General features: G+C 58.8%; 21 protein-coding genes. 16 read left to right on the plus strand and 5 right to left on the minus strand.

Annotation, left to right across the window (positions count from 1 at the left end; all coding sequences use genetic code 11):
* Positions 1-856: RNA-guided endonuclease InsQ/TnpB family protein (locus F568_RS0120750; protein WP_019020683.1), on the plus strand; the 856-nt coding region annotated here is incomplete at its 5' end.
* 99 nt (positions 857-955) lie between these two features.
* On the opposite strand, the gene F568_RS0120755 is transcribed toward F568_RS0120750, so the two are convergent.
* The 5 genes from F568_RS0120755 to F568_RS0120775 form a co-directional block, all read right to left on the minus strand.
* Positions 956-1,999 (minus strand): FecCD family ABC transporter permease, encoded by a 1,044-nt coding sequence (locus F568_RS0120755; RefSeq protein WP_019020684.1) that lies wholly within the window; start codon positions 1,997-1,999, stop codon positions 956-958.
* A gap of 2 nt (positions 2,000-2,001) precedes the next feature.
* Positions 2,002-3,000 carry a FecCD family ABC transporter permease gene (locus tag F568_RS0120760; protein WP_019020685.1) on the minus strand — a complete coding sequence of 333 codons (999 nt, stop codon included), beginning with the start codon at positions 2,998-3,000 and terminating at the stop codon, positions 2,002-2,004.
* A complete protein-coding gene (locus F568_RS0120765) occupies positions 2,994-4,079 on the minus strand; it encodes an ABC transporter substrate-binding protein (RefSeq protein WP_019020686.1) in 1,086 nt (361 codons plus the stop codon). Before F568_RS0120765 ends, F568_RS0120760 begins: the two co-directional genes overlap by 7 nt.
* Positions 4,076-5,557 (minus strand): DHA2 family efflux MFS transporter permease subunit, encoded by a 1,482-nt coding sequence (locus tag F568_RS0120770; RefSeq protein ID WP_019020687.1) that lies wholly within the window; start codon positions 5,555-5,557, stop codon positions 4,076-4,078. The genes F568_RS0120765 and F568_RS0120770 overlap by 4 nt, the downstream gene beginning before the upstream one ends.
* 177 nt (positions 5,558-5,734) lie before the next feature.
* Entirely contained in the window at positions 5,735-7,876 is a 2,142-nt protein-coding gene (locus F568_RS0120775; RefSeq protein WP_019020688.1) for a TonB-dependent receptor, read from the minus strand.
* Positions 7,877-8,605: 729 nt separating this feature from the next.
* Between F568_RS0120775 and slyA the strand changes: the two genes are divergently transcribed.
* The 15 genes from slyA to F568_RS0120850 all read left to right on the plus strand — a co-directional run.
* The gene (gene slyA / locus F568_RS23520) at positions 8,606-9,058 is read left to right on the plus strand and encodes a transcriptional regulator SlyA (RefSeq protein WP_019020690.1); all 453 of its coding nucleotides are present in this window, start codon (positions 8,606-8,608) and stop codon (positions 9,056-9,058) included.
* Entirely contained in the window at positions 9,048-10,109 is a 1,062-nt protein-coding gene (locus F568_RS0120790) for an HlyD family secretion protein (RefSeq protein WP_019020691.1), read from the plus strand. The genes slyA and F568_RS0120790 overlap by 11 nt, the downstream gene beginning before the upstream one ends.
* Entirely contained in the window at positions 10,099-11,160 is a 1,062-nt protein-coding gene (locus F568_RS0120795) for a DUF2955 domain-containing protein (RefSeq protein WP_019020692.1), read from the plus strand. Before F568_RS0120790 ends, F568_RS0120795 begins: the two co-directional genes overlap by 11 nt.
* Positions 11,161-11,543: 383 nt before the next feature.
* The gene (locus F568_RS0120800) at positions 11,544-12,170 is read left to right on the plus strand and encodes a DsbA family oxidoreductase (protein WP_019020693.1); all 627 of its coding nucleotides are present in this window, start codon (positions 11,544-11,546) and stop codon (positions 12,168-12,170) included.
* Positions 12,160-12,510: a DsbA family protein gene (locus tag F568_RS23525; RefSeq protein WP_019020694.1), complete on the plus strand. Its 351-nt coding sequence runs from the start codon at positions 12,160-12,162 to the stop codon at positions 12,508-12,510. The genes F568_RS0120800 and F568_RS23525 overlap by 11 nt, the downstream gene beginning before the upstream one ends.
* 957 nt (positions 12,511-13,467) lie before the next feature.
* Positions 13,468-14,055 (plus strand): TetR/AcrR family transcriptional regulator, encoded by a 588-nt coding sequence (locus F568_RS24640; protein ID WP_083933080.1) that lies wholly within the window; start codon positions 13,468-13,470, stop codon positions 14,053-14,055.
* Between the two features lie 101 nt (positions 14,056-14,156).
* Positions 14,157-14,726, plus strand: a complete 570-nt coding sequence (locus tag F568_RS0120815; RefSeq protein ID WP_019020696.1) for a carboxymuconolactone decarboxylase family protein — start codon at positions 14,157-14,159, stop codon at positions 14,724-14,726.
* 50 nt (positions 14,727-14,776) lie between these two features.
* Positions 14,777-15,271 (plus strand): hypothetical protein, encoded by a 495-nt coding sequence (locus F568_RS0120820; protein WP_019020697.1) that lies wholly within the window; start codon positions 14,777-14,779, stop codon positions 15,269-15,271.
* 130 nt (positions 15,272-15,401) lie between these two features.
* The gene (locus F568_RS0120825) at positions 15,402-16,055 is read left to right on the plus strand and encodes a cysteine hydrolase family protein (RefSeq protein ID WP_019020698.1); all 654 of its coding nucleotides are present in this window, start codon (positions 15,402-15,404) and stop codon (positions 16,053-16,055) included.
* A 316-nt stretch (positions 16,056-16,371) separates the two neighbouring features.
* Positions 16,372-16,764, plus strand: a complete 393-nt coding sequence (locus F568_RS0120830) for a hypothetical protein (protein WP_019020699.1) — start codon at positions 16,372-16,374, stop codon at positions 16,762-16,764.
* A 63-nt stretch (positions 16,765-16,827) separates the two neighbouring features.
* Entirely contained in the window at positions 16,828-17,652 is an 825-nt protein-coding gene (locus F568_RS0120835) for an alpha/beta fold hydrolase (RefSeq protein ID WP_019020700.1), read from the plus strand.
* A 56-nt stretch (positions 17,653-17,708) separates the two neighbouring features.
* Positions 17,709-18,407 carry a glutathione S-transferase family protein gene (locus tag F568_RS0120840; protein ID WP_019020701.1) on the plus strand — a complete coding sequence of 233 codons (699 nt, stop codon included), beginning with the start codon at positions 17,709-17,711 and terminating at the stop codon, positions 18,405-18,407.
* Between the two features lie 89 nt (positions 18,408-18,496).
* Positions 18,497-18,985 (plus strand): glutathione S-transferase family protein, encoded by a 489-nt coding sequence (locus F568_RS23535; RefSeq protein ID WP_211213466.1) that lies wholly within the window; start codon positions 18,497-18,499, stop codon positions 18,983-18,985.
* Positions 18,961-19,068 carry a hypothetical protein gene (locus tag F568_RS26440; protein WP_211213467.1) on the plus strand — a complete coding sequence of 36 codons (108 nt, stop codon included), beginning with the start codon at positions 18,961-18,963 and terminating at the stop codon, positions 19,066-19,068. The genes F568_RS23535 and F568_RS26440 overlap by 25 nt, the downstream gene beginning before the upstream one ends.
* A gap of 174 nt (positions 19,069-19,242) precedes the next feature.
* Positions 19,243-19,467 (plus strand): SDR family NAD(P)-dependent oxidoreductase (locus F568_RS0120850; RefSeq protein WP_019018251.1); only part of this gene is annotated, 225 nt, incomplete at its 3' end.

Raw genomic sequence — 19,467 nt, forward strand, 5'->3', positions numbered from 1 at the left:
CTTCAACGTCCAGATCAAGGCGCGCTATCCGCGCTTCAAGCGCAAGGACGGTCGGCAGTCGATCCGGCTGACCAGGGCAGCCTTCCGCTATCGAGATAGCGAAATCACCATCGCCAAGACAGCGATGCCGCTGCCGATCCGCTGGAGCCGACCGCTGCCCTGTGAACCTTCCAGCATCACGATTTCACGCGACCGTGCGGGACGCTACTTCATCAGCTGCCTTTGCGAGTTCACGCCGGAGGTGCTGCCGGTGACGCCAAGGATGACCGGGATCGACCTGGGTCTGACCGACCTGTTCGTTACCAGCGAGGGCATGAAGTCAGGCAATCCGCGTCATCTCAAACGCTACGAAGCCAGGTTGGCGTATCTCCAGCGCCGTCTGGCCAGGAAGCAGAAGGGCTCAAAGAATCGTGCCAAGGCACGAAACAAGGTGGCACGGCTGCATGCCAGGATCGCGGATTGTCGCCGCGACGCCATCCATAAAGCGACTCGCACGCTCGTCAACGAAAACCAAGTGCTGTGTGTCGAGTCGCTGAACATCATAGGCATGACCAGGCACCGCTCCCTGGCCAAGTCGATCAGTGATGCCGGCTGGGGTGAGTTTCTGCGTCAACTCAGCTACAAGACGCAATGGGCCGGGCGACAACTGGTGAAGGTGAGCCAGTGGCTGCCCAGCAGCAAGATGTGCCACGGCTGCGGGCACACGGTCGAGACGCTGCCGCTCACGCAGCGCCACTGGCACTGTGAGGGCTGCGGGCAAGCCATCGACCGCGACATCAATGCGGCCAGGAATATCCGAACCGCCGGGCTGGCGGGGTTAGCCTGTGGAGCTACCGGAGCGGGGGCAGCGGCTTAGCCGCTGCCTAGTGAAGGGGTGTCGAAGCAGGAAGGTTCTCGGGGCGACCCAGGAACCCTCGCCCGACAGGGCGGGGAGTGTCAGGAGCGGGTCGCTTCACTAATGGTGGTAGCGGGTCCGGTGCAGCAGATAGACGAAGAAGGGCGCGCCCACGCCCGAGACGAAAATGCCGGCAGGCAGGTCCTTGGGGAGAAACGCTACCCGTCCCAGCAGATCGGCATAGAGCACGATCAGGGCCCCTACCAGGGCGGCGGTGGGAACTAACCTGGCAAAGCCTCGCCCGACCAGGCGGGCCGCGATATGCGGCGCGATCAGGCCCACAAAGCTGAGCCCCCCGGCAAAGGCCACGGCAGCGCCCGCCAGGGCCACGCTGCAGGTCATCAGCACCAGCCGACTGCGCAGCAGATTCACGCCCAGCCCCAAGGCCACCTGATCGCCCAGTGCCATGGCATCCATGTGCCGTGCCTGGGTCAGGCACAGCGGAATGGCGATCAGTAGCCAGGGCAGCATGCCGAGCACGTCCTGCCACTGGGCGGCGTAGAGGCTGCCGGTCAGCCACACGTAGGCGACCATGGCGGCGGCATCGTCGCTGGTCACGATCAGCAGGGTAGTTATGGCGCCCATGGCGGCGGAGAGCCCGATGCCGACCAGCACCATGCGCGAGGGCGCGATGCCGTGCTTCCAGGACAGGAAGAACACCAGTAAGGCGGAAAGCAGGGCGCCGCTCAGCGCGGCGGCCGGCAGCCAATGGATGCTCAGGCCGGCGCCGAACAGGGCCAGGAAGGTAACGGCGGCCATGGCGGCGCCGCTGGTAATGCCGATCACGTCCGGCGAGGCCAGTGGGTTACGCACGATCCCTTGAAGGATGGCGCCAGACACGGCTAGGGCCGCCCCGACCAGCATGGCCAGCACGATGCGCGGCAGGCGCAGCTCCCAGACGATGAAGGCGATGTCGCTGCCCTGGGGGGTGGCCAGCGAGTGCAACACCCTCCCGAACGAGGTGGGGAAGCTGCCGAGGCTGAGCGACAGGCCCATGCTGGCCAGCAACAACAGCAGGAGCAGGGTGGCGATGCCCAGGGAGCGAGCCTGGCGGGCATCGGCGGTGCCGTCGCCCCGGCGGTTCAGGGAAGTGGAGTGCATCATGGTCAGGCCGGCTTCCTGCGCGCCAGATGGATGAAGAAGGGCGTACCGATCAGCGCGGTCATCACCCCCACCGGGATATCCTGAGGAGCCATCAGGAAGCGCGATGCCACGTCAGCCAGCAGCAGCAGGCTCGCGCCCAGCAGGGCACAAGCTGGCAGCAGCCAGCGGTGGTCAACGCCAAAGATCCCTCGCGCCATGTGCGGCACGATGAGGCCGACGAAACCGATCATGCCGGCGAGCGCAACCGAACTGCCGGCGAGCAGGATCACCACCAGGCCCAGCAGGAGCTTAATGGTACCGGCACGCATGCCCAGGCCCTTGACCATGTCATCGCCCAGCATCAGGGCGTTGGCGTGCCTGACAAGCAGGGCACACAACAGCAGGGCGCCGCCGAACAGCGGCAGCAGCGGTACGACCAGGGACAGCTCCCGGCCGGAGACGGAGCCGGCCAGCCAGTAGAGCACACTTTCGAAGCTCTGCTGGTCGATGATCAGCAGGCCCTGGCTGAACGAGACGAACATAGCGGTAATGGCCACCCCCGCCAGCACGACCCGCAGCGGCGCCAGCTCTCCCTGCCGACCGCGGCTCAGCATAACCACCAGACAGGCCGCGACGAAGGCACCCAATAGCGCCGCCCAGACATAGTCGACCGGCGCGTGAAGGGGCAGCAGCGATACCGCGACCACCACGAAGAACATGGCCCCCGCGTTGATCCCCAGGATGCTCGGCGAGGCCAGGGGATTGCGGGTCATGGTCTGCATCAGGGCGCCGGCGATGGCCAGGCTCGCGCCGACCAGGACAGCAATGACCGCGCGTGGCAGTCGTTCCGTAAGAACGATGATATGCGCGACCCGGGCAGGGTCGTAGTGGATCAGCGCGTCGATGAAGGTAGGCAGGGCGATATCCGTGGTGCCCAGCATGACACTCGCCATGAAGGCTACCGCGACCAGCGCCATACTGAGGAACAGCCCCAGGCACCGCGAAAGACGGCTACTCAGCATGCAGCGGGCTCCTCGTCTCGAGCAGGGAATAACTGGAACGATTCACCAGGGCAGGAAGCGGCGGACGCCGCTTGGGACGATAACGTCGCGGCTAGCGTATCTGACAGGGAGCTCGCCCGTTCGCGGTGCGAATCGAGCCCGTAATGGACGTAAAGGTCATCGAGCATAGCATTGGCGGCCAGGATGCCGCCGCCCATGATCCAGTTCACCGCATCCACCTCGAAGACACGCTCGTTCTGCACGGCATCCAGCCGTTGCCAGAGGGGGTGGGAGCGCCAGTGCCGGTAGTTTCGGGCAATGGCGGGGTCGTCCGGCTCCAGGAGCACGAAGATCACATCGGCATTCATGACCGGAATGTTCTCCTCGCTGGTCAGCTTCATGCCCCAGCCCTGGTCGTGCAGAGAGTCCGGTTGCTCGAATCCCAGCTCACTCAGGATGGAGCCGGCGAACCCCGTTGAATAGATGCGCACATGGTCGCTCTTGAAGCGGATAACCGCGGCCTTCTGTGACCAGTCGTCGCCCAGCTTGTCGGCGATTTGTCGGCGAAAGTCCGCTACGCGATCGTCCCAGTGCTGCATTAATTCTCGGGCGCGAGACTCGCGGCCCGTAGCCTCGGCCATCAGTGCCAGGGTGGCCTTGAAGTCGAAGACGGTGCCGGTGGCGACCGTCGGCGCGATCTTCTCCAGCAGCGGTCTGACCCGCTCGTGGCGAAAACGCGTGGCAACGATCAGGTCGGGGTCCAGCCAGGCCACCTTCTCCAGGTTGGGTTGGGTCTCCAGGCCGACGTGCTCGACGCCGCTGAGCGCGTCACGCAGATAGCGATACATGGGCTTCTCCAGCCAGGAGTCGACGACACCGACCGGCGTGATACCCAGGGCTACCGCGCTGTCCGTCGCGCCCTGGTAGAGGGTGACGACGCGCTGCGGCGTGGCGGGGATGCGCGTATCGCCGAACGCATTGGCGACGATGCGTCCGCCTTGGGGGGCGTTGGCGGCGAGGGCCGCGATGGACGCCACCGGCATGAGCGACAGCAGCAGCACCACCAGCCATAGGCGTCGGGCCTGGGCGTGAATCTTCATTCCGTCCTCCTGGCGGATGCCACCTTCAGCGGGGGCTCGGAAGCTTGAGCGAGCGATGGGGCGCCGCTTGGCGACGCGGAACGCTGCCGTATCACGGCTCGACCCAGCCGCCATGCCAGCGGCAGGCAGAGCACGGCGACTGCCGCCAGTGCCAGAAAGGCATGGTGAAGGGCGGCGGCGCTCGCCTCGGTATGGGAAATCCCTCGATGCAGTGCGGCATTCACGGCCATGTCGTAGTAGATGGAGAGTGCGACGATGCCGAGCGAGGATGTCAGGCGTCGGGACATGTTGTTCATGGCCGAGGCCTGGGCGATGCTCTGCTCGGGAAGGTCCTTCATGCCCACGGTGGTGGAAGGCAGGTAGGCGCAGCCGAGGCCGATGCCCCGCAGGCCCATCCAGGCGCCGATCATCCACACCGGCGTAGCCTCCGTCAGGGTGGCGAGCCCCAACAGGCTGGCCATGGTGACCATCAGCCCGGCGCCGAGACACCACTGTGGCGGGTAGCGGTCGATCAGACGTCCCGCGACAGGCGAGCAGACGGCGGCAGCGAGGGCTGTGGCCAGAAACACCAGGCCGGTGGTCAACGGGCTGAACCCTAAGGCATTCTGCATCCACAGCGGTACCAGCAGAATACAGCCGAACAGGATGATCGACTGCAGGCAGGCCAAGATGACGCTGAGGCGATACCCATGATGTGAAAACAGCGACAGTGCGAGCAGAGGTGTTTCGGTGCGTCGTTCGACGCGCACAAAGAGAGTAAGCGCCAGGAGGCCGCCCGCGAGTGGGATTAAGGCCTGCAAGCGCAGGAGATCCGTTAGCGTTGCCACTCGGCTGAGAGAAAACAACACCGTGCCCATGCCCAGGGTGATCAGCGTAAAGCCGGGCAAGTCGAACTGGCGGCGGCGGTTGGAGAGGTCTGCCGGGAGATAGCGATAGCCACACATCAGCCCCAGCAGCGCAAACGGCATATTCATCAGGAACAGCGCTCGCCAGTGGCTGATCTCGAGCAATAGCCCGCCTACGCTCGGGCCAATGGCCGGTGCGATCATCACGGCGAAGCCCCAGGTTCCACTGGCGCGGCCCCGCTGGTCGCTGGGATAGGCGGAGAAGATCAGCGATAAAGACAGAGGAATCATCAGACCCGCCGCAACGCCCTGTAGCCCACGCGCGGAAATGACACCGGCGAGGCTCTGGGCCATGGCGCCAAGCGCGGAGCCCGTCAGAAACCCCCACAGGCCCAGCAGATAGATTCGTCTTCGGCCAAAGCGGTCTGCCAGGTAACCAGTTAGCGGCATGGTCATGCCCATGGTGATCATGAAAAGCGTCACCACCCAGCTGACATCCGTGGCGTTGGCATCGAAGGTCGTCATCAACTGGGCCACGGCAAGGTTTAAGGCGCTATTATTAAGGCTTACTGTAAAGGTACCCAGCAGCACACTGATCAGCACCTTTACGCCATGCGCAGAAATATTCGGCATGGACTCTCTCTTATAAGGCGCAGCGGCAATTGCTTGGCACTGTGCTATTTACAGTTAAACGCGTCGAGGGTAATGGATGATAATATCTGTTAAAAGACAATGCAAACTATTATCAAAAACAGAAAGGCTGTGAAGCGAAACGGCGCCCTGAGGCGCCGCTTTATAAGATGCGCGAACTCAGAAATCGAGCTGGTAGCCGACGGTGACGGTCCGGCCGCGCCCCTTGAAGTAATATGCATCACTCACACGGGCTGCCTGCGAGTAGTACGTAAAGTAGTCCTCATCGGTGAGATTCTCGATGCCCAGGCTGGCGCGTCCCACCGGTAGTCGATAGGTCAGGGAGGCATCGGCCAGGCCATAGCCATCGAAATCGAGCTCAGGGTCATCGACGCTACGGTCGAAGTAATGGCTGTACTGCAAGTGCGATGACAGCTTGTCAGTCCAGGCGGCGCTCCAGGCCAGGCGCAGGGTATCCGGTGCGATATTAATGCCGGTCAGTTCGGTGTCGACCTGGCCATCGCCATCGGTGTCGGACTCGCCCTCGGTATGGGCATAGGACAGGCGCAAACGATGGGCATCGCTCGGGCGGGCCTCGCCAGTAATCTCATAGCCTTGAATTTCCGTCTTTTCACGGCTGCCGACCCAGACGCCATTTTCCTCGGTGAGACGCTCGCCAAAATCCGAGTCCGACTCGTAGTAGCTCAGCTCAAGACCGTAGCGGCTCCAGTCGAATCGGGCACCAATCTCACGGTTGTCGGTGACGATGGGCTGTAGCTGCAGCAGTGTGTCGACATCCTGCCCGGGAGTACTGATGCCACGCAGCACCCGGCCCACGTCGGGCATACCGAAGCCTTCAGAGTAATTGGCATAGAGCTGAGCCCAGTCGGTCAATTGATAGACCAAGCCGGCATTGAACAGGGTCTCGTCAAAGTCGGGAGTGCCGCCATCGACACTAACGTTGTCTTGGGTGACGTTGCTGCGGTCGATGGTCGAGAAATCGTCGACGTCGAGTTCGGCATATTCATGCCGTACCCCGGCATGCAGGCTTAGCGAGTCGGTCAAGTCATAATCGCCCTGCAGGAAGGCGGCGTAGTTGCGGAACTGCGTCTCCGGCACGTAGGTGCGATCGGTATGGACCAGCATCTGACGGGTTTCGTCCTGCAGCACGTCGATGCCGGTGGTCAACTTGAGGCGATCGTCAAGCAGACCATCACGGCTCAGCGTGAATTTGCCACCCAGCTTATCGGACTCGTTGCGCGTCTGATCGAACTGAGGATTGCCATTTTCATCCTCGTAGGGAAAGTAAGGTGTGGTAGCGAACTGAGCACGGAAGCGTTGACGATAAAGCTGCACATCTACTTCATTGCCGAACCAGTCGCCGTGAGAGTAGGCCAGCTGTGCTTTGGTAACCTCATTATAGCCAGGGTCGCCTTCCGGGTCGCCCCTACGCGCCGTGGTCGGGATGCCTGCATCGCGATCGCCGGGGACTGGCACGTAGTCGCCGTTATTCTCCAGTTCGAAATGATTTAGAGAGAACTCGATATTCTGGTTAGCGTCGATCCAGTAACCGAGCTTGCCCAGCAAGTCGTAGCTAGAAGAGTTTTGCAGTTCGCCCGGGTAGGCGATCCCCACCCGCTCGTCATTGCCGTCGAAGAACACACCGCGCTCCTGCTGGGCGGCGGCGGCCAGGTAGTCCCAATCCCCACTTTGACCGCTGATGCGGTAGTTCAGTTTGTGGCCGAAGCCCTCGGAGTCAAAATCGTCGTCGCTGGTCAGGCTAATGCCCGCATGCTGGTTTACCTTTCCGGTTTCGGCGCGCCGGGTCACGTAGTTGATGATGCCGCCGGTGGCGCCCAGCCCGTGTTCGGCGCTGGCACCATGGATTACCTCGATGCGCTCGACCATGGAGAGATCGATGGTGTAGCTATCCCGGGCACTGTCACGCAACGGATTGGTCTGGGGGACTCCGTCTACCAGGAACAGCGGCGAACGGCCGCGGAAGGTCTCGCCGGCGTTGGAAAACTTCTGGCGGCTGGGCGAATAGGAAGGAATCAAGGCGCTGAGCACCTGACCGGGATCGTTGGTAATGGCCAACTGCTGTTCGATCTGCTCGCGGGTGATGATGGTCACCTTCTGGGACGTTTCGCCGACGAGACTCTTGTTGCGGGTGGCAGTTACGACCAGCGGTGACAGTTCGTCGTCAGCCTGGTGTCCGGTGGATGAGGCACCGGTTTGGGCCAGCGTGATCGTGGGCAACGTCGTGCAAAGGATGGCAGGGAGAAGCATCCAGTGCGTATGGCGTTTTTTATGGTGTGGCATGAAAAGAAGTTTCCCTTGTTCAGATCTCTTAAAAGCTTGAGCTGTTCGCTTGAAGGCGTGCGATGAATGCTTGTTATATCGCCATACATGCAGACGATATTGATAAAGGTTGGCATTTGCAAGCGAGAACTCATATTGAAACGGAAGTTAAAGGATAGCTTGTCGGCTTGTGTGCGTTTCAAGTTACGGCTGAACGTCGCCTGGAAGCGCTAGACGGTATGCGGCTAATGGGCAATGCCGCTGTCTCGGCTCTCGGCCGCCATAAGCGATCGTTTGAATTGTCCGGGGGAGTGACCCGTTAATTATCAGGCACCGCTAAGCGGTATAGCGCCAGCTGGCCTATCTCGAGCAGTTGGTTCAGTTGGAAACATTGGCACCCCGAGACCCGGCTGAGACGGAGGCATGACGAACTCGACATTCCCAGTGTCTCTGCTGCATCCGGGTGATTCTTTCTTGACAACGACAAGGGAGGCATGGAATCGAGCCCCTGAGCTTGTGAAAGCGACGGCCGGTTGAGGTCAATAAGACCGTTGTTTGTCAGAGGGCTAATGTCGCTGATCGGCTCGATTTTCCTCACCACCTGGTTGCAGTGGCATTCCTGCACTCGTATGAAGGTCCTCGTACTGTCTAGCTGAGGGCTTCGAGTCGCCATTTATTTGGCTGGCTAAGCAAATATGCTATTTTTATAGCATGCTAAAAAAGATATCTCCCGCAACCGACGATCTGGGCATGCGACTCGGCCAGATCCACCGTCTATGGCGCATGGTTGTCGATCAGACCGTTCAGCCACTGGGCTTAACTCAACCACGTTGGACGGCGCTGATGTGCCTGCGCCACCTCGGCGAGGGGACGACCCAGAAGCAGTTATCCGAGGCGCTGGGTATCGAACTGTCGTCTCTGTCGCGTACGCTGGACCAACTTGAGAACCAGGGTTTGGTGCGTCGTCACGTCAATGGCCAAGATCGGCGTGCCCGCAACGTTAGCTTCACGCCCCAGGGCAGGGACATATTGACTGCGCTTGATAGTCGCACCAGATCGGCACGGGCCGAACTTTTGGCGGGACTGCCGGAAGAAGAACTTGAGACACTATGGACGGCACTAGCGCGGATCGAGCATAACGTCTGGCAGCGACTGGAGGCTTCCCAAACGGGATCTGTAACAGGAGAACATCATGGCTCCTGAGCAGTCCTTCAAACGCTGGGTGCGACTGGCGCTCCTCTCCTTCCTCGTCCTGTTCGCCTATTTCATACTCGCTGATCTGTTCATGCCGCTGACGCCGCAGGCGAGAGTGATGCGTCCGGTGACGCAGATCGCCCCGGAAGTGAGCGGGAATGTCGTCGAGGTAAGCGTGACCAACAATGCCCATGTCGAAGCCGGCGAGGTGCTGTTCCGACTGGATACGGAGCCGTTTCGTATCGCTCTGAACCAAGCGAAACTCAATATTGAGCAAGCTGCTCGCGAGAATGCCCGACTGGATGCGTCTATCGCTGCGGCTCGGGCGCAGCTGATCGCGGTCCAGGTCAATGCCGAGGAGCTGGCCAAGGAGCGTCGACGCTTGGAGAAACTGCTCAAGGGTCACGATGTCTCGCGCCAGAAATACGATCAGGTAGCCGCAAACGCCAAGGCCGCCCAGGCCGAGGTAGAGGCCGCTCAGGCCAGGGTCAATGCGCTGGAAGTGCAGCGCGGCGAGCAGGGCAGTGGGAATTTGCGAATGCGCCAGGCCCGCAACGCCCTTGCCGAGGCCAAGCTCAACCTTAGCCGGGCAACGGTGCGTGCCCCGCTTGCCGGCGTGATCAGTAACCTGCAGCTCGAGGAGGGCGCCTATATCCGGACAGGCGCCCCGGTGTTGGCCTTGATCGGCGAGACGGCTGACATTGTCGCCAACTTGCGCGAAAAGAGCCTGCGCCATGTCGAAGCCGGTGATCCAGCTCAGGTGGTATTTGACGCCTGGCCGGGCCAGGTCTTTGCCGCTCAGGTGTTGTCGGTGGATGCCGGGGTTCGTGAAGGTCAGATACTCGCCAATGGACAACTGGTCTCCATGCCCGAAACCAACCGCTGGGTACGTGATGCGCAGCGTATGCGTGTGCATCTGGCGTTGGAGGAAGAACCGGATGCCATGCCGGCCTCGGGCGCGCGGGCCACGGTGCAGCTGGCGGCGGGCGACAATTCACTGGCCGCCTTCTTCGCTTGGGCGCAGATCCGTCTCGTAAGCTGGTTGCGCTATGTCTACTAAGCCGACGTCCAAGTCTGAAGGGGTCCCAGACGATAGTCCGGGGCTAGATGCCAATGGGCTACGCCAATGTCTACGCATTGCCTTTGGCGCGCTGCTGGGCTTTTTGGTCAATGAGTTGATGAACTGGAACTACGGCGTCTTCTTTACCGTGTTTCCGATGGTGCTGCTGGGCATCGTGCCGATGATCAAGCCGCCGGTGATCATCCAGTTCCTGGCCGGCGCGGTCTTCAACTGTCTTGAAGTCATCGTGGTGATGGGGCTGGTCTATCACATGCCGGTGATCATGCTCGGGGTGGTATTCGTGTTGTTTTACAAGCGCTTCGCGGTGATGGCGCAAGGCCCGAAGCTCTTCCTGTTCGGGGCACACGGGGTACTGAGCACGAGTATCATGTACCTTTTTGCCAGCTATCCTCGAGCGGATGTTTTCGACCTGATGGTCAGTTACCTCGTCGCGTGCCTGCTGACGGTGGCAATCGCTTTGCTCATGTTCGGGCTGTTTCCGGATGTCGAGCCGCGTCGTCCAACTCAGCCTCCCGCCAAGCCTATCAACCAGAGGCGCCACGAGGCGCTTATGGGTGCCATCACAACGACCGCGACCCTGGCCGTGTTTCTTACCTTTGACTTGCGCGATGCGCTCTCGGCCCAAGCCTCGATCATCCTGATCCTGTTCATGCTGAGTTATCCCGGTATTCGCCTATCTGCCAGGAATCGCCTGGTGGGGACGCTGTTGGGTAGCGCCGTGGCACTAGTGATGCAACTGCTGCTGTATTCCTACAGCGAGAACCTATTGCTCGTTTCGATGCTTTACTGGTTGGGTCTGATGCTGTTTGCCCGAGCCCATGTACTAGGTAGTGGTGCTGCAAGCGTCGGCTTCGCCGCCCTCACGTCGCTGGGCATCATCTTCAGCCAGTACCTGACGCCGAGCCAGGATGCTGTCTACGACACCCTTTATCGCCTTGGCGCGGTGAGCATGGCCTTGGCGATAGGATTCCTATTCATTACGGGTGTGCATAGGTTATTGAACTTTTTCGAAACAACACGTAGCGATTGAGCTTGAGGAGCTCTGATAGTAGAGCGTTTCCCATGAGCTAGGGTGACTTTCCTGTATGGCATTATCACTTATCAGAGGGTTATAGAGGCAACGGGAAACCATTGACAAATGCCAACTGGGCCATCCATGAAGATGAGCTGTCCCGGACATTCTTCCTCAAGCGGGTCGTCGGACGCGGTGTTTTGCCGTCGGGTCACCCGGCTGGCCAAAGCGGGTGCGCAGCGACGAGGCAATCCGCGAGTTCGATTTCGATCTCCTGCATTCGCTGGCTTATATTAAGAGAAAGCGCTGGCGTAAATGATTGCGGCAGGATCCGCCGCGTCAGCCAGTAGGGCGCGTTGCCATGCCCCACCAGGGCAGAACAGCACAGATAAGGCTACATTATGAGCATTGTGGTAAAAGTCTGGTCAGACTTCGTTTGTCCGTTCTGCATGATCGCGGAAACCCCGCTCCTAGAGGCAATGCGCGAATCCGGCGTGAAAGTGGATGTCGAGTGGATGCCCTTTGAGCTGCGTCCCTACCCGACTCCGACCCTTCGGCCAGAGGAACAGTACCTACAAGCGATCTGGCCCGAGTCGGTCTACCCGCTGGCGGATCACTACGGTGTTAAAATCAAGCTACCATCCGTCTCGCCCCAGCCCCACACCGGCCTGGCCTGGGAGGGCTACCAGTTTGCGCGCGAGCAGGGCAAGGCGAGCGAGTATAACGACCGCATGCTCAGGGCGTTCTTCCAGGAGAATCAGGATATCGGCGACGTCGAAGTGCTAACGTGTTTGGCCGAGGATATCGGCCTCGAAGCGCCAACGTTTCAGCAGGCGCTGGAACAGCGTAGCTACCGTAGCCACCATCAAAAGGCGTTGCAGGCCGCCCGAGACGTGCAGGTGACGTCGGTTCCGACCATAGTGATCGGCACACGCCGTTTCTCGGGTGTACAGCCCAAGAATGTATTGCTCCAGGCGCTGCGTGATGAAGCAGGGGAAAGGGGACACGAAGGTGCCTATGCCAATTAAGGTGATCATCACGTCGGATTTCCTCTGTCCTTGGTGCTATCTGGGCGAAGCACGCCTGCAGAAGGCGGTGCAGTCGTTGGGGCTGGAGAAGAAGGTTGAGCTGAAATGGCAACCTTGTGAGCTCAACCCAGACATGACCGCCGGAGGTATGGATCGTAAGGCATACCGCTCCCGCAAATTCGGCTGGGGGCGCTCGTTGCAGATGGACGCGCAATTGGCGGCTCTGGGTCGGGAAGAGGGGCTTAACTTCAATTTTCCAACTATCACCCGCGCGGCGAACACCCGGCTGGCTCATCGTCTGACCCTGTTCGCCGAGCGCTACGGTAGGGCTAGCGATTAGGCTGAAGCCTACGAGAGGATACACGCTCGTCCTCGTTGTTCACTGGCGAATTAGTCCTGCGACCGCCCTGCGGACCATAAACAGGGACGCTTCGGGCATGCGCTATGCCTCAAGTAGCAACGGCACTATTATCGTGTCACAGTCGGAGTAGCGCACATGCTAGGTGTTGGAGTCCTCGCCTAAGACGTGCCGCTGGGCAGTGGAGGCTACGCTTTAAAAAAGGTCCTCAAGCATCGCTCAATACAGGCCAGTGTGGCCATGGCCCGATGATTTTTCGCAAGCTTGTCATAGCGGGTGCAAAGCGGAGCTCTTCAACCAGCCAAACAGGCGCTCGAACAGGTGTGGTAGCCTTGCCCTGAGGCGGCAGTACATCTGACGAGACTGGGTGGTCGGCCGTATTTTGTACCGATCGTAATAACGGCGCAATCGATCGCTGATGTAACTTCGATCGGCAAGCAAGCAGACGTCGACAACGTTTGCGCGGCCGTCCCTGTCTGGCCCGGCAAGCGAATCTCTTCCATGATAGGCATGAGATAACGCGTGCCGGCCCGACGATAGTAGGGACTCAGCGGAAGTCGGCAGGCTTCACTGGCTAGGTGTAATTGGTCGTCTGGCCAACCCGGCTGTGCCCAAGGGTATGCTCTACGAGTTCCTGAAGCTCTATCTTACCGCTACTTCCTTCAAGCCTGATGAGAGGGAGGTAAGTAAGCCTTTTTTCATGCAAATGTAGCTCCAGCACTAATCGATCCTGGATATTTGGGTCTTGATAACGCCAGTTTGGTAAAGCATAAGGCAAATGTCGGGTCTGCGGTGTGCCGTTCGAGCAGATTTATAATTGCACGTTAAGCAATGTTTCGCTTACCTTGCGTTGATGCCAGTAGCCGGGTATGGCATTTTCCTTGCCAGCAACAAAAATCTTATTTTGACAACTGGACCGATCGGTCCTAGGTTCAGGTTATGAGTTACGGACGTCCTTTATCGTTTGACCCAGACGAAGCATTACAGGCCGCAATGGAGGTTTTCTGGGCGAAAGGTTTTGCAACGGCTTCGCTACAAGATTTACTGCAAGCCATGCATCTTTCAAAAAGCAGCTTTTATCAGTCATTTGGCAGCAAGCAAGAGTTATTTGCTCGTTGTTTTAACCATTATTGTCGTTGGCGCTCCGCTCGTATGCGTGCAGGTCTACGGCAGGCAAAATCTGCCTGCGACTTTATAGAAGATACGTTTCTGAGCGTTGCAGGCGGTGCAGAGAGCGAGTTGGAAAAACGCGGCTGTCTACTGATGAACACAGCCAGTGAGTTTGGACAGCGGGACCCCAAGGTAGCGGAGCTTGTGTCATCCGGTTTGGCCTGCTTTGCAACGGTCTTTCGTGAGGCCATCGAGCAAGCACAAGCGGAAGGGAGTATTGACAGGGAGAAAGATCCACAATCACTTGCGGACTTTCTGGTTTCCAGCATGAGTGGTATACGCATTATGGTCAAAGCGGGCATGAGCACCCCCCAAACGACTGAGATTGTTCATATCATGCTGCGGTGCCTCAAATAATTTTTTGCCTATTATGTACCAAGCGGTCCAAAAGAGAATCAGCCGACGCTTGCTCTTTGGCGTTGAGTCTACCAGTCGAAGGAAGGGAAAAGGAGAATCCAATGACGGAACAGTACACGCTGACACTGGATGCCCGGACCATCGAGGATGCCGATCCCAAGGCCAAGCCATTGCTAGAGCAGACCAAGGCCAGCTTGGGGATGGTGCCGAACATGTACGCCACGATGGCCAACTCGCCCGGCCTGTTGAGTACCTACTTGCATGGGTATGACTATTTCCGGGAGGACTCGGGCTTTACTCCTGCTGAACAGGAAGTCGTGTTTCTCACGGTCAGCCGTGAGAACGGCTGCCACTATTGCGTCGCGGCCCACAGCATGCTTGCCGACACCCAGTCCAAGGTGCCCACCGAGGTCACCGATGCCATCCGCGATGGCACCGAAGTGCCCGATGAGAAGCTGGCAGCGCTGAGCACCTTTACCCGCGCCATGTTCCAGAGTCGCGGCTTTCCCCAGCGCGAGGATGTCCACGCCTTTTTGGATGCCGCCTACAGCGAGCGACATGTTCTTGAAATCGTGCTGGCCATCGCCGTGAAAACCATCAGCAACTACGCCAATCACCTCTTCGACACCGAGGTCGACAAGCCGTTTGCTAGTCGCGCCTGGCAAGGCTAACAGCCCTCACAGCATCCATGCACAAGGCGTAAGCCAGCAAGGAGACTGGCATGAACAGTTTAATCGGGCATCAGAAAATCAGTTGGAAAGGTGTTATCTGGAGTGGTCTGATTGCCGGTGCCGTTTTTATGATGCTGGAAATGCTCATGGTCTGGGCATTTCTGGACGGCAGCCCTTGGGGGCCGCCGCGCATGATGGCGGTCATGGTTCTGGGCCGTGATGTGCTACCACCGCCGGCCCCTTTTGCTTTAGGCATCATGATGGTCGCGCTGATCATCCACTTCTTGCTCTCCTGGGTATATGCCTTCCTCTTTGCCTGGGCCTTCGGCGGGCTCAAGACAGGCACTGCGGTGCTGGCCGGCGCTGCATTTGGGCTGGCTATCTATCTGGTCAATTTCTATGGCTTTACCGCCATCTGGCCATGGTTTTCCAATGCCCGCACTTGGGTGAGCATTTTCGCCCATATCATGTTCGGTATAACGCTTGCCTGGTCGTACAAGGCCTTGTCCCACCCGGGCTCACAAGCCCAGCAAAGACACGAGTAATTAATCGGCAGGGCCGATAGCAGGTTTTGCCGAAATGGACCGCTTCGCGGCGCGGAGCCAACATGGCGGGGTGCGTCCCGCCACTCTCTTCCGCAACGCTAATGCTGACAGACAAGCCAAGGAGATAGGTATGGATATCAATAACCAGGACACTGCAGTCGTAATCACCGATCCACAGAATGATTTTTTAAGTGAGCAAGGTGCAGCCTGGCCGCTGGTGCAGGAAGGGGTGAGAGAGAACAACACTATCGAAAACATAGAAAAGGTGTTTGTTGCCGCCAGGGACAGAGGGTTCAAGGTCTTTATCTCACCCCACTATTACTTCCCGTATGACCGTGAGTGGAAGTTTGGCGGAACGATCGAGAAAAAGATGCATGAAATCCAGATGTATGAGCGCAAGGCCCCGCTTGACCTAGACGGGTTTGAAGGATCAGGCGCTGACTGGCTGGAGCGCTACAAGCCGCTGATCAACGCCGACAATGTGGTTATCACTAGTCCCCACAAGATTATGGGGCCAGAAACTAACGATCTGGCATTGCAGCTTCGCAAACACGGTTACAAAAAGGTCATTCTCGCAGGCATGTCGGCCAACCTGTGTATTGAGGCCCATATGCGGGAGCTTATCGAGCAAGGCTTCGAAGTAGCCGTGGTAAAGGATGCCACCGCAGCTGGGCGCGATCCCGAACTCGGCGACGGCTACGAGGCCGCCCTGGTGAACTTTCGGTATATCGCTAATGCCGTGCTTTCGACCGAGGAAGCGACCCAGGCGATGTCGACAGGTTAAGAGCACCTAGAGCGCCGGACCGACCTGGCAACTCACAGGCTCATGCTCATTGACAGAAGCTCACGCATCGCCTGTCCTGACTCAGGGCAGGCGAACCGGCAAAAGGAAAATTTATCGTCATCCAAGCAAGTCATAAGGAGACCACCATGAACCCAACGGAAACGTCCTCCACGCAGAGCGCCGCGGAGCGCCACAATTATGCGCACTTCCACCCCCGCACACTGGGGCGCGACGCCCAGCTGGCGATGCAACCCGTAGGACCGTTGCCGGGGGAGCCCGCGCCGGACTTCAGCTTGGAGGATCTGCAGGGACGCTCTTGGGCGCCAATCATCTTTTTGTTATCGACAGGGAAGGCAAGGTGGCCTTTCGCAGCGAGTTCGCTCACGCGCCGACCCTGTACAAGGCGCTGAGCCAATTAGATGACCAGGATGGTTATGGTACCGTGCTTGCCGGCCTCGACCGGTCGATGCACATGCTCGGGGCGACCGCCTATGGCTGGCGTGGCCCGCGCCGGGGCGGCAAGGTCTCGATGGAGGACATTATCAGACGCGCGCCGCCGCTGGCTGCGAACCTCAAGATGGGGGAAATGATGCAGCCGCTGCTCGCCCCGCTCGCCGCCCGCAGCCGACCGTTGCCCACCAGTGCCAAGGTCGCCATGGCGGCAGGCGCCCTGGGTCTGGCCGTTCTTGCACTGCGCAAATGGCGCTGACGTCAAAGTGACCAGAACCCATGCAGCGCCACACTGAAACCGCGCCGCTAACAGGAGAAGGGTATGAATGGAACCGACCTCAAGCACGAGTATCTACGTGTCGATGGACATCGCATCGCCTATTTCGAGCAAGGCGACGGCCCGCCGGCCATCCTGCTGCACGGCATTCCTACGTCGAGTCTACTCTGGCGCAATATCATTCCGACGCTGGCCACTCAGCGCCGCGTGATCGCCCCCGATCTGCTCAATTACGGCAAGTCCGACAAGCCGCGCGACGCCGACGTTTCCATCCAGGCCCAGAGCCGTATGCTGATCGGCTTCATGGATGCGCTGGGCATTCGCCGGGCCGATATCGTGGCGCACGATATCGGTGGCGGCATTGCCCAGCTACTGGCCGTCAATCATCCCGAGCGGATCCATCGCCTTGTCCTGGCCGATGCGGTGTGCTTTGATTCCTGGCCAATCCCGGAATTCAAGCCGTTGCAGGAACCGGGAGCCGAGCAGGCCATGAGCGTCGATGAGTTCGAGCAGATGCACCGAGATTTCCTGCCCAAGGGAATGCATGACCAGAACGCCGCCACCCCGGAACTGGCGGACATGATTCTTGAGCCCTGGCGAGGTGAGGACGGCAAGCGGGCCTTCTTTCGCAACCTGCGCAGGCTTAATCCGGAATATACCTTAGCAATTGCTGATGAACTGAAGCATCTACCTCACCAAGCGTTAATCGTCTGGGGGCGCCATGACCCTTTTCAGAAGTCAGAGTACGCGGAGAAGCTCAGAGCAACCCTGCCCAATGCCCGTCTTGAGTGGATTGATGCTTCCCATTGGCTGACTGAGGAGCGCCCTGAGGAAGTCGCAGAAGTTATCGGTAACTTCTTAGCCGAATGATAGATAAGCGTATTTCACGACTGCGCTTCTCTCACTACGTTAATTAGGAAAAGCAAATGATTAGTCTATATTCTGCGGCGACGCCTAACGGTCATAAGGCGTCGATAGCGCTGGAAGAGCTCGGGTTACCTTATAAGCTGCATTCCATAGACCTTTCCGCCAAGGAGCAGAAGGATTCTTGGTTTCTGGCAATTAATCCCAATGGACGGATACCGGCGATCATAGACAGGGAAGAAGATGGCTTTACTGTGTTCGAGTCGGGCGCCATTTTGATGTATTTGGCGGAGAAAACAGGCCAACTGATGCCCACTGACATCAAGGGCAGGTCACGAGTCATTCAGTGGCTAATGTTCCAGATGGGGGGCGTAGGCCCGATGATGGGTCAGGCCAATGTATTTTTTCGCTATTACCCTGAAAAGATCCAGCCGGCCATCGACCGCTATCAGGGGGAGAGCAAGCGGCTATTTCAAGTGCTCGATATGCATCTGCAGGATAGCGAATACTTGGCGGGCGATTACTCGATCGCGGATATAGCCAATTGGGCCTGGGTACGTACTTATCGTTGGTCAGGCGTCGAGATCGATGATCTACCGAACCTTAAGCGTTGGCTGGATGTTATTCGTTCACGCCCTGCCGTTCAGAAAGGGATCGAGATGCCCCCTTCCGCGCTTGATTTTGAAGGCAATGACGAAAACGCAGCGCGCAAGTTCTCCCAAGATACGTTGACTTGGGTGGAAACAGGGCAGTCACGATAAGCATCGTTAGAATATACGGGCCACACTAGCGAGTCGTTTCATGAAACTTTACATTGCCCCGCGGGCGCCTAACGCCGCGGCGTGTGCTCATGTTCATGGTTGAAAAGGAGATCGACTGGGTTGAACAGATACCGGTTGATCTGACAAATAACGAACATAAGAGTGATGCCTTTCGCGCCATAAGCCCAATGGCCAGGGCTCCTGCGCTTGAGCTAGAGGGCGGGCGGGTGTTAACGGAGACACGTGCCATCTGGACATACCTGGAAGGTTTGGAGCCGGAGCCGAACCTGATGGGAGTCACATCTGAAGAGCGCGCCTTCATTGAGATGGCAGACCGACGGATCGAATGGTACCTCTACCAGACCATTGCCAACTGCGTAAGGCATGCACACCCGGGCCTGGCAGCGCTTGAGCAGCCACAATTCCCTGAGTTTGGTCAGTCTCAAGGACAAAAGATGCGCGAAGTAGCGCGTTGGCTCGATCAGGAACTCGGTAAACAGCCTTTCATTAGCGGAGAACGTTCACCATTGCAGATATTACGGCTTTCTGTGCCTTGGAATTTGCGCGAGGGCTCATGAGGTTTAATCCGAAAAAGGAAGGTATGCCGCACCTGCAAGCATACCGAGACCGTATTGCAGAGCGCCCTAGTGCCACATTCTAAGCAAAAGTTGGCTTATACCAAGTAGCTTTGGGGGAGCCACTGCCTAAACTTAATTGGGCGGAGGGGCAATCCATTTATCGCTGCAGCTAGAAACCTCTATGCCGGGCGATAGAGACTAAACGGGTTATTCAGCAGAACGTAAGGCAACGATTAGGTTTTAACCAAGGAGGGATTATGTCTGGAATTAAAGATAAAGTTGTCATTATCACTGGGGCAAGCAGTGGGCTGGGTGAGGCGACTGCTCATCGCTTGGCCCAGGCAGGCGCCAAGCTGGTGTTGGCCGCACGACGTGAGGACCGGCTAAAAAAACAGGTAGATGCTATCGAGCAGCAGGGCGGGACAGCAACCTATCGCGTCACCGACGTAACCGACAAGGATCAAGTCCAGGCCTTGGCGAAG

It is taken from the genome of Modicisalibacter luteus DSM 23508, assembly GCF_000378505.1.
GTDB lineage: Bacteria > Pseudomonadota > Gammaproteobacteria > Pseudomonadales > Halomonadaceae > Modicisalibacter > Modicisalibacter luteus.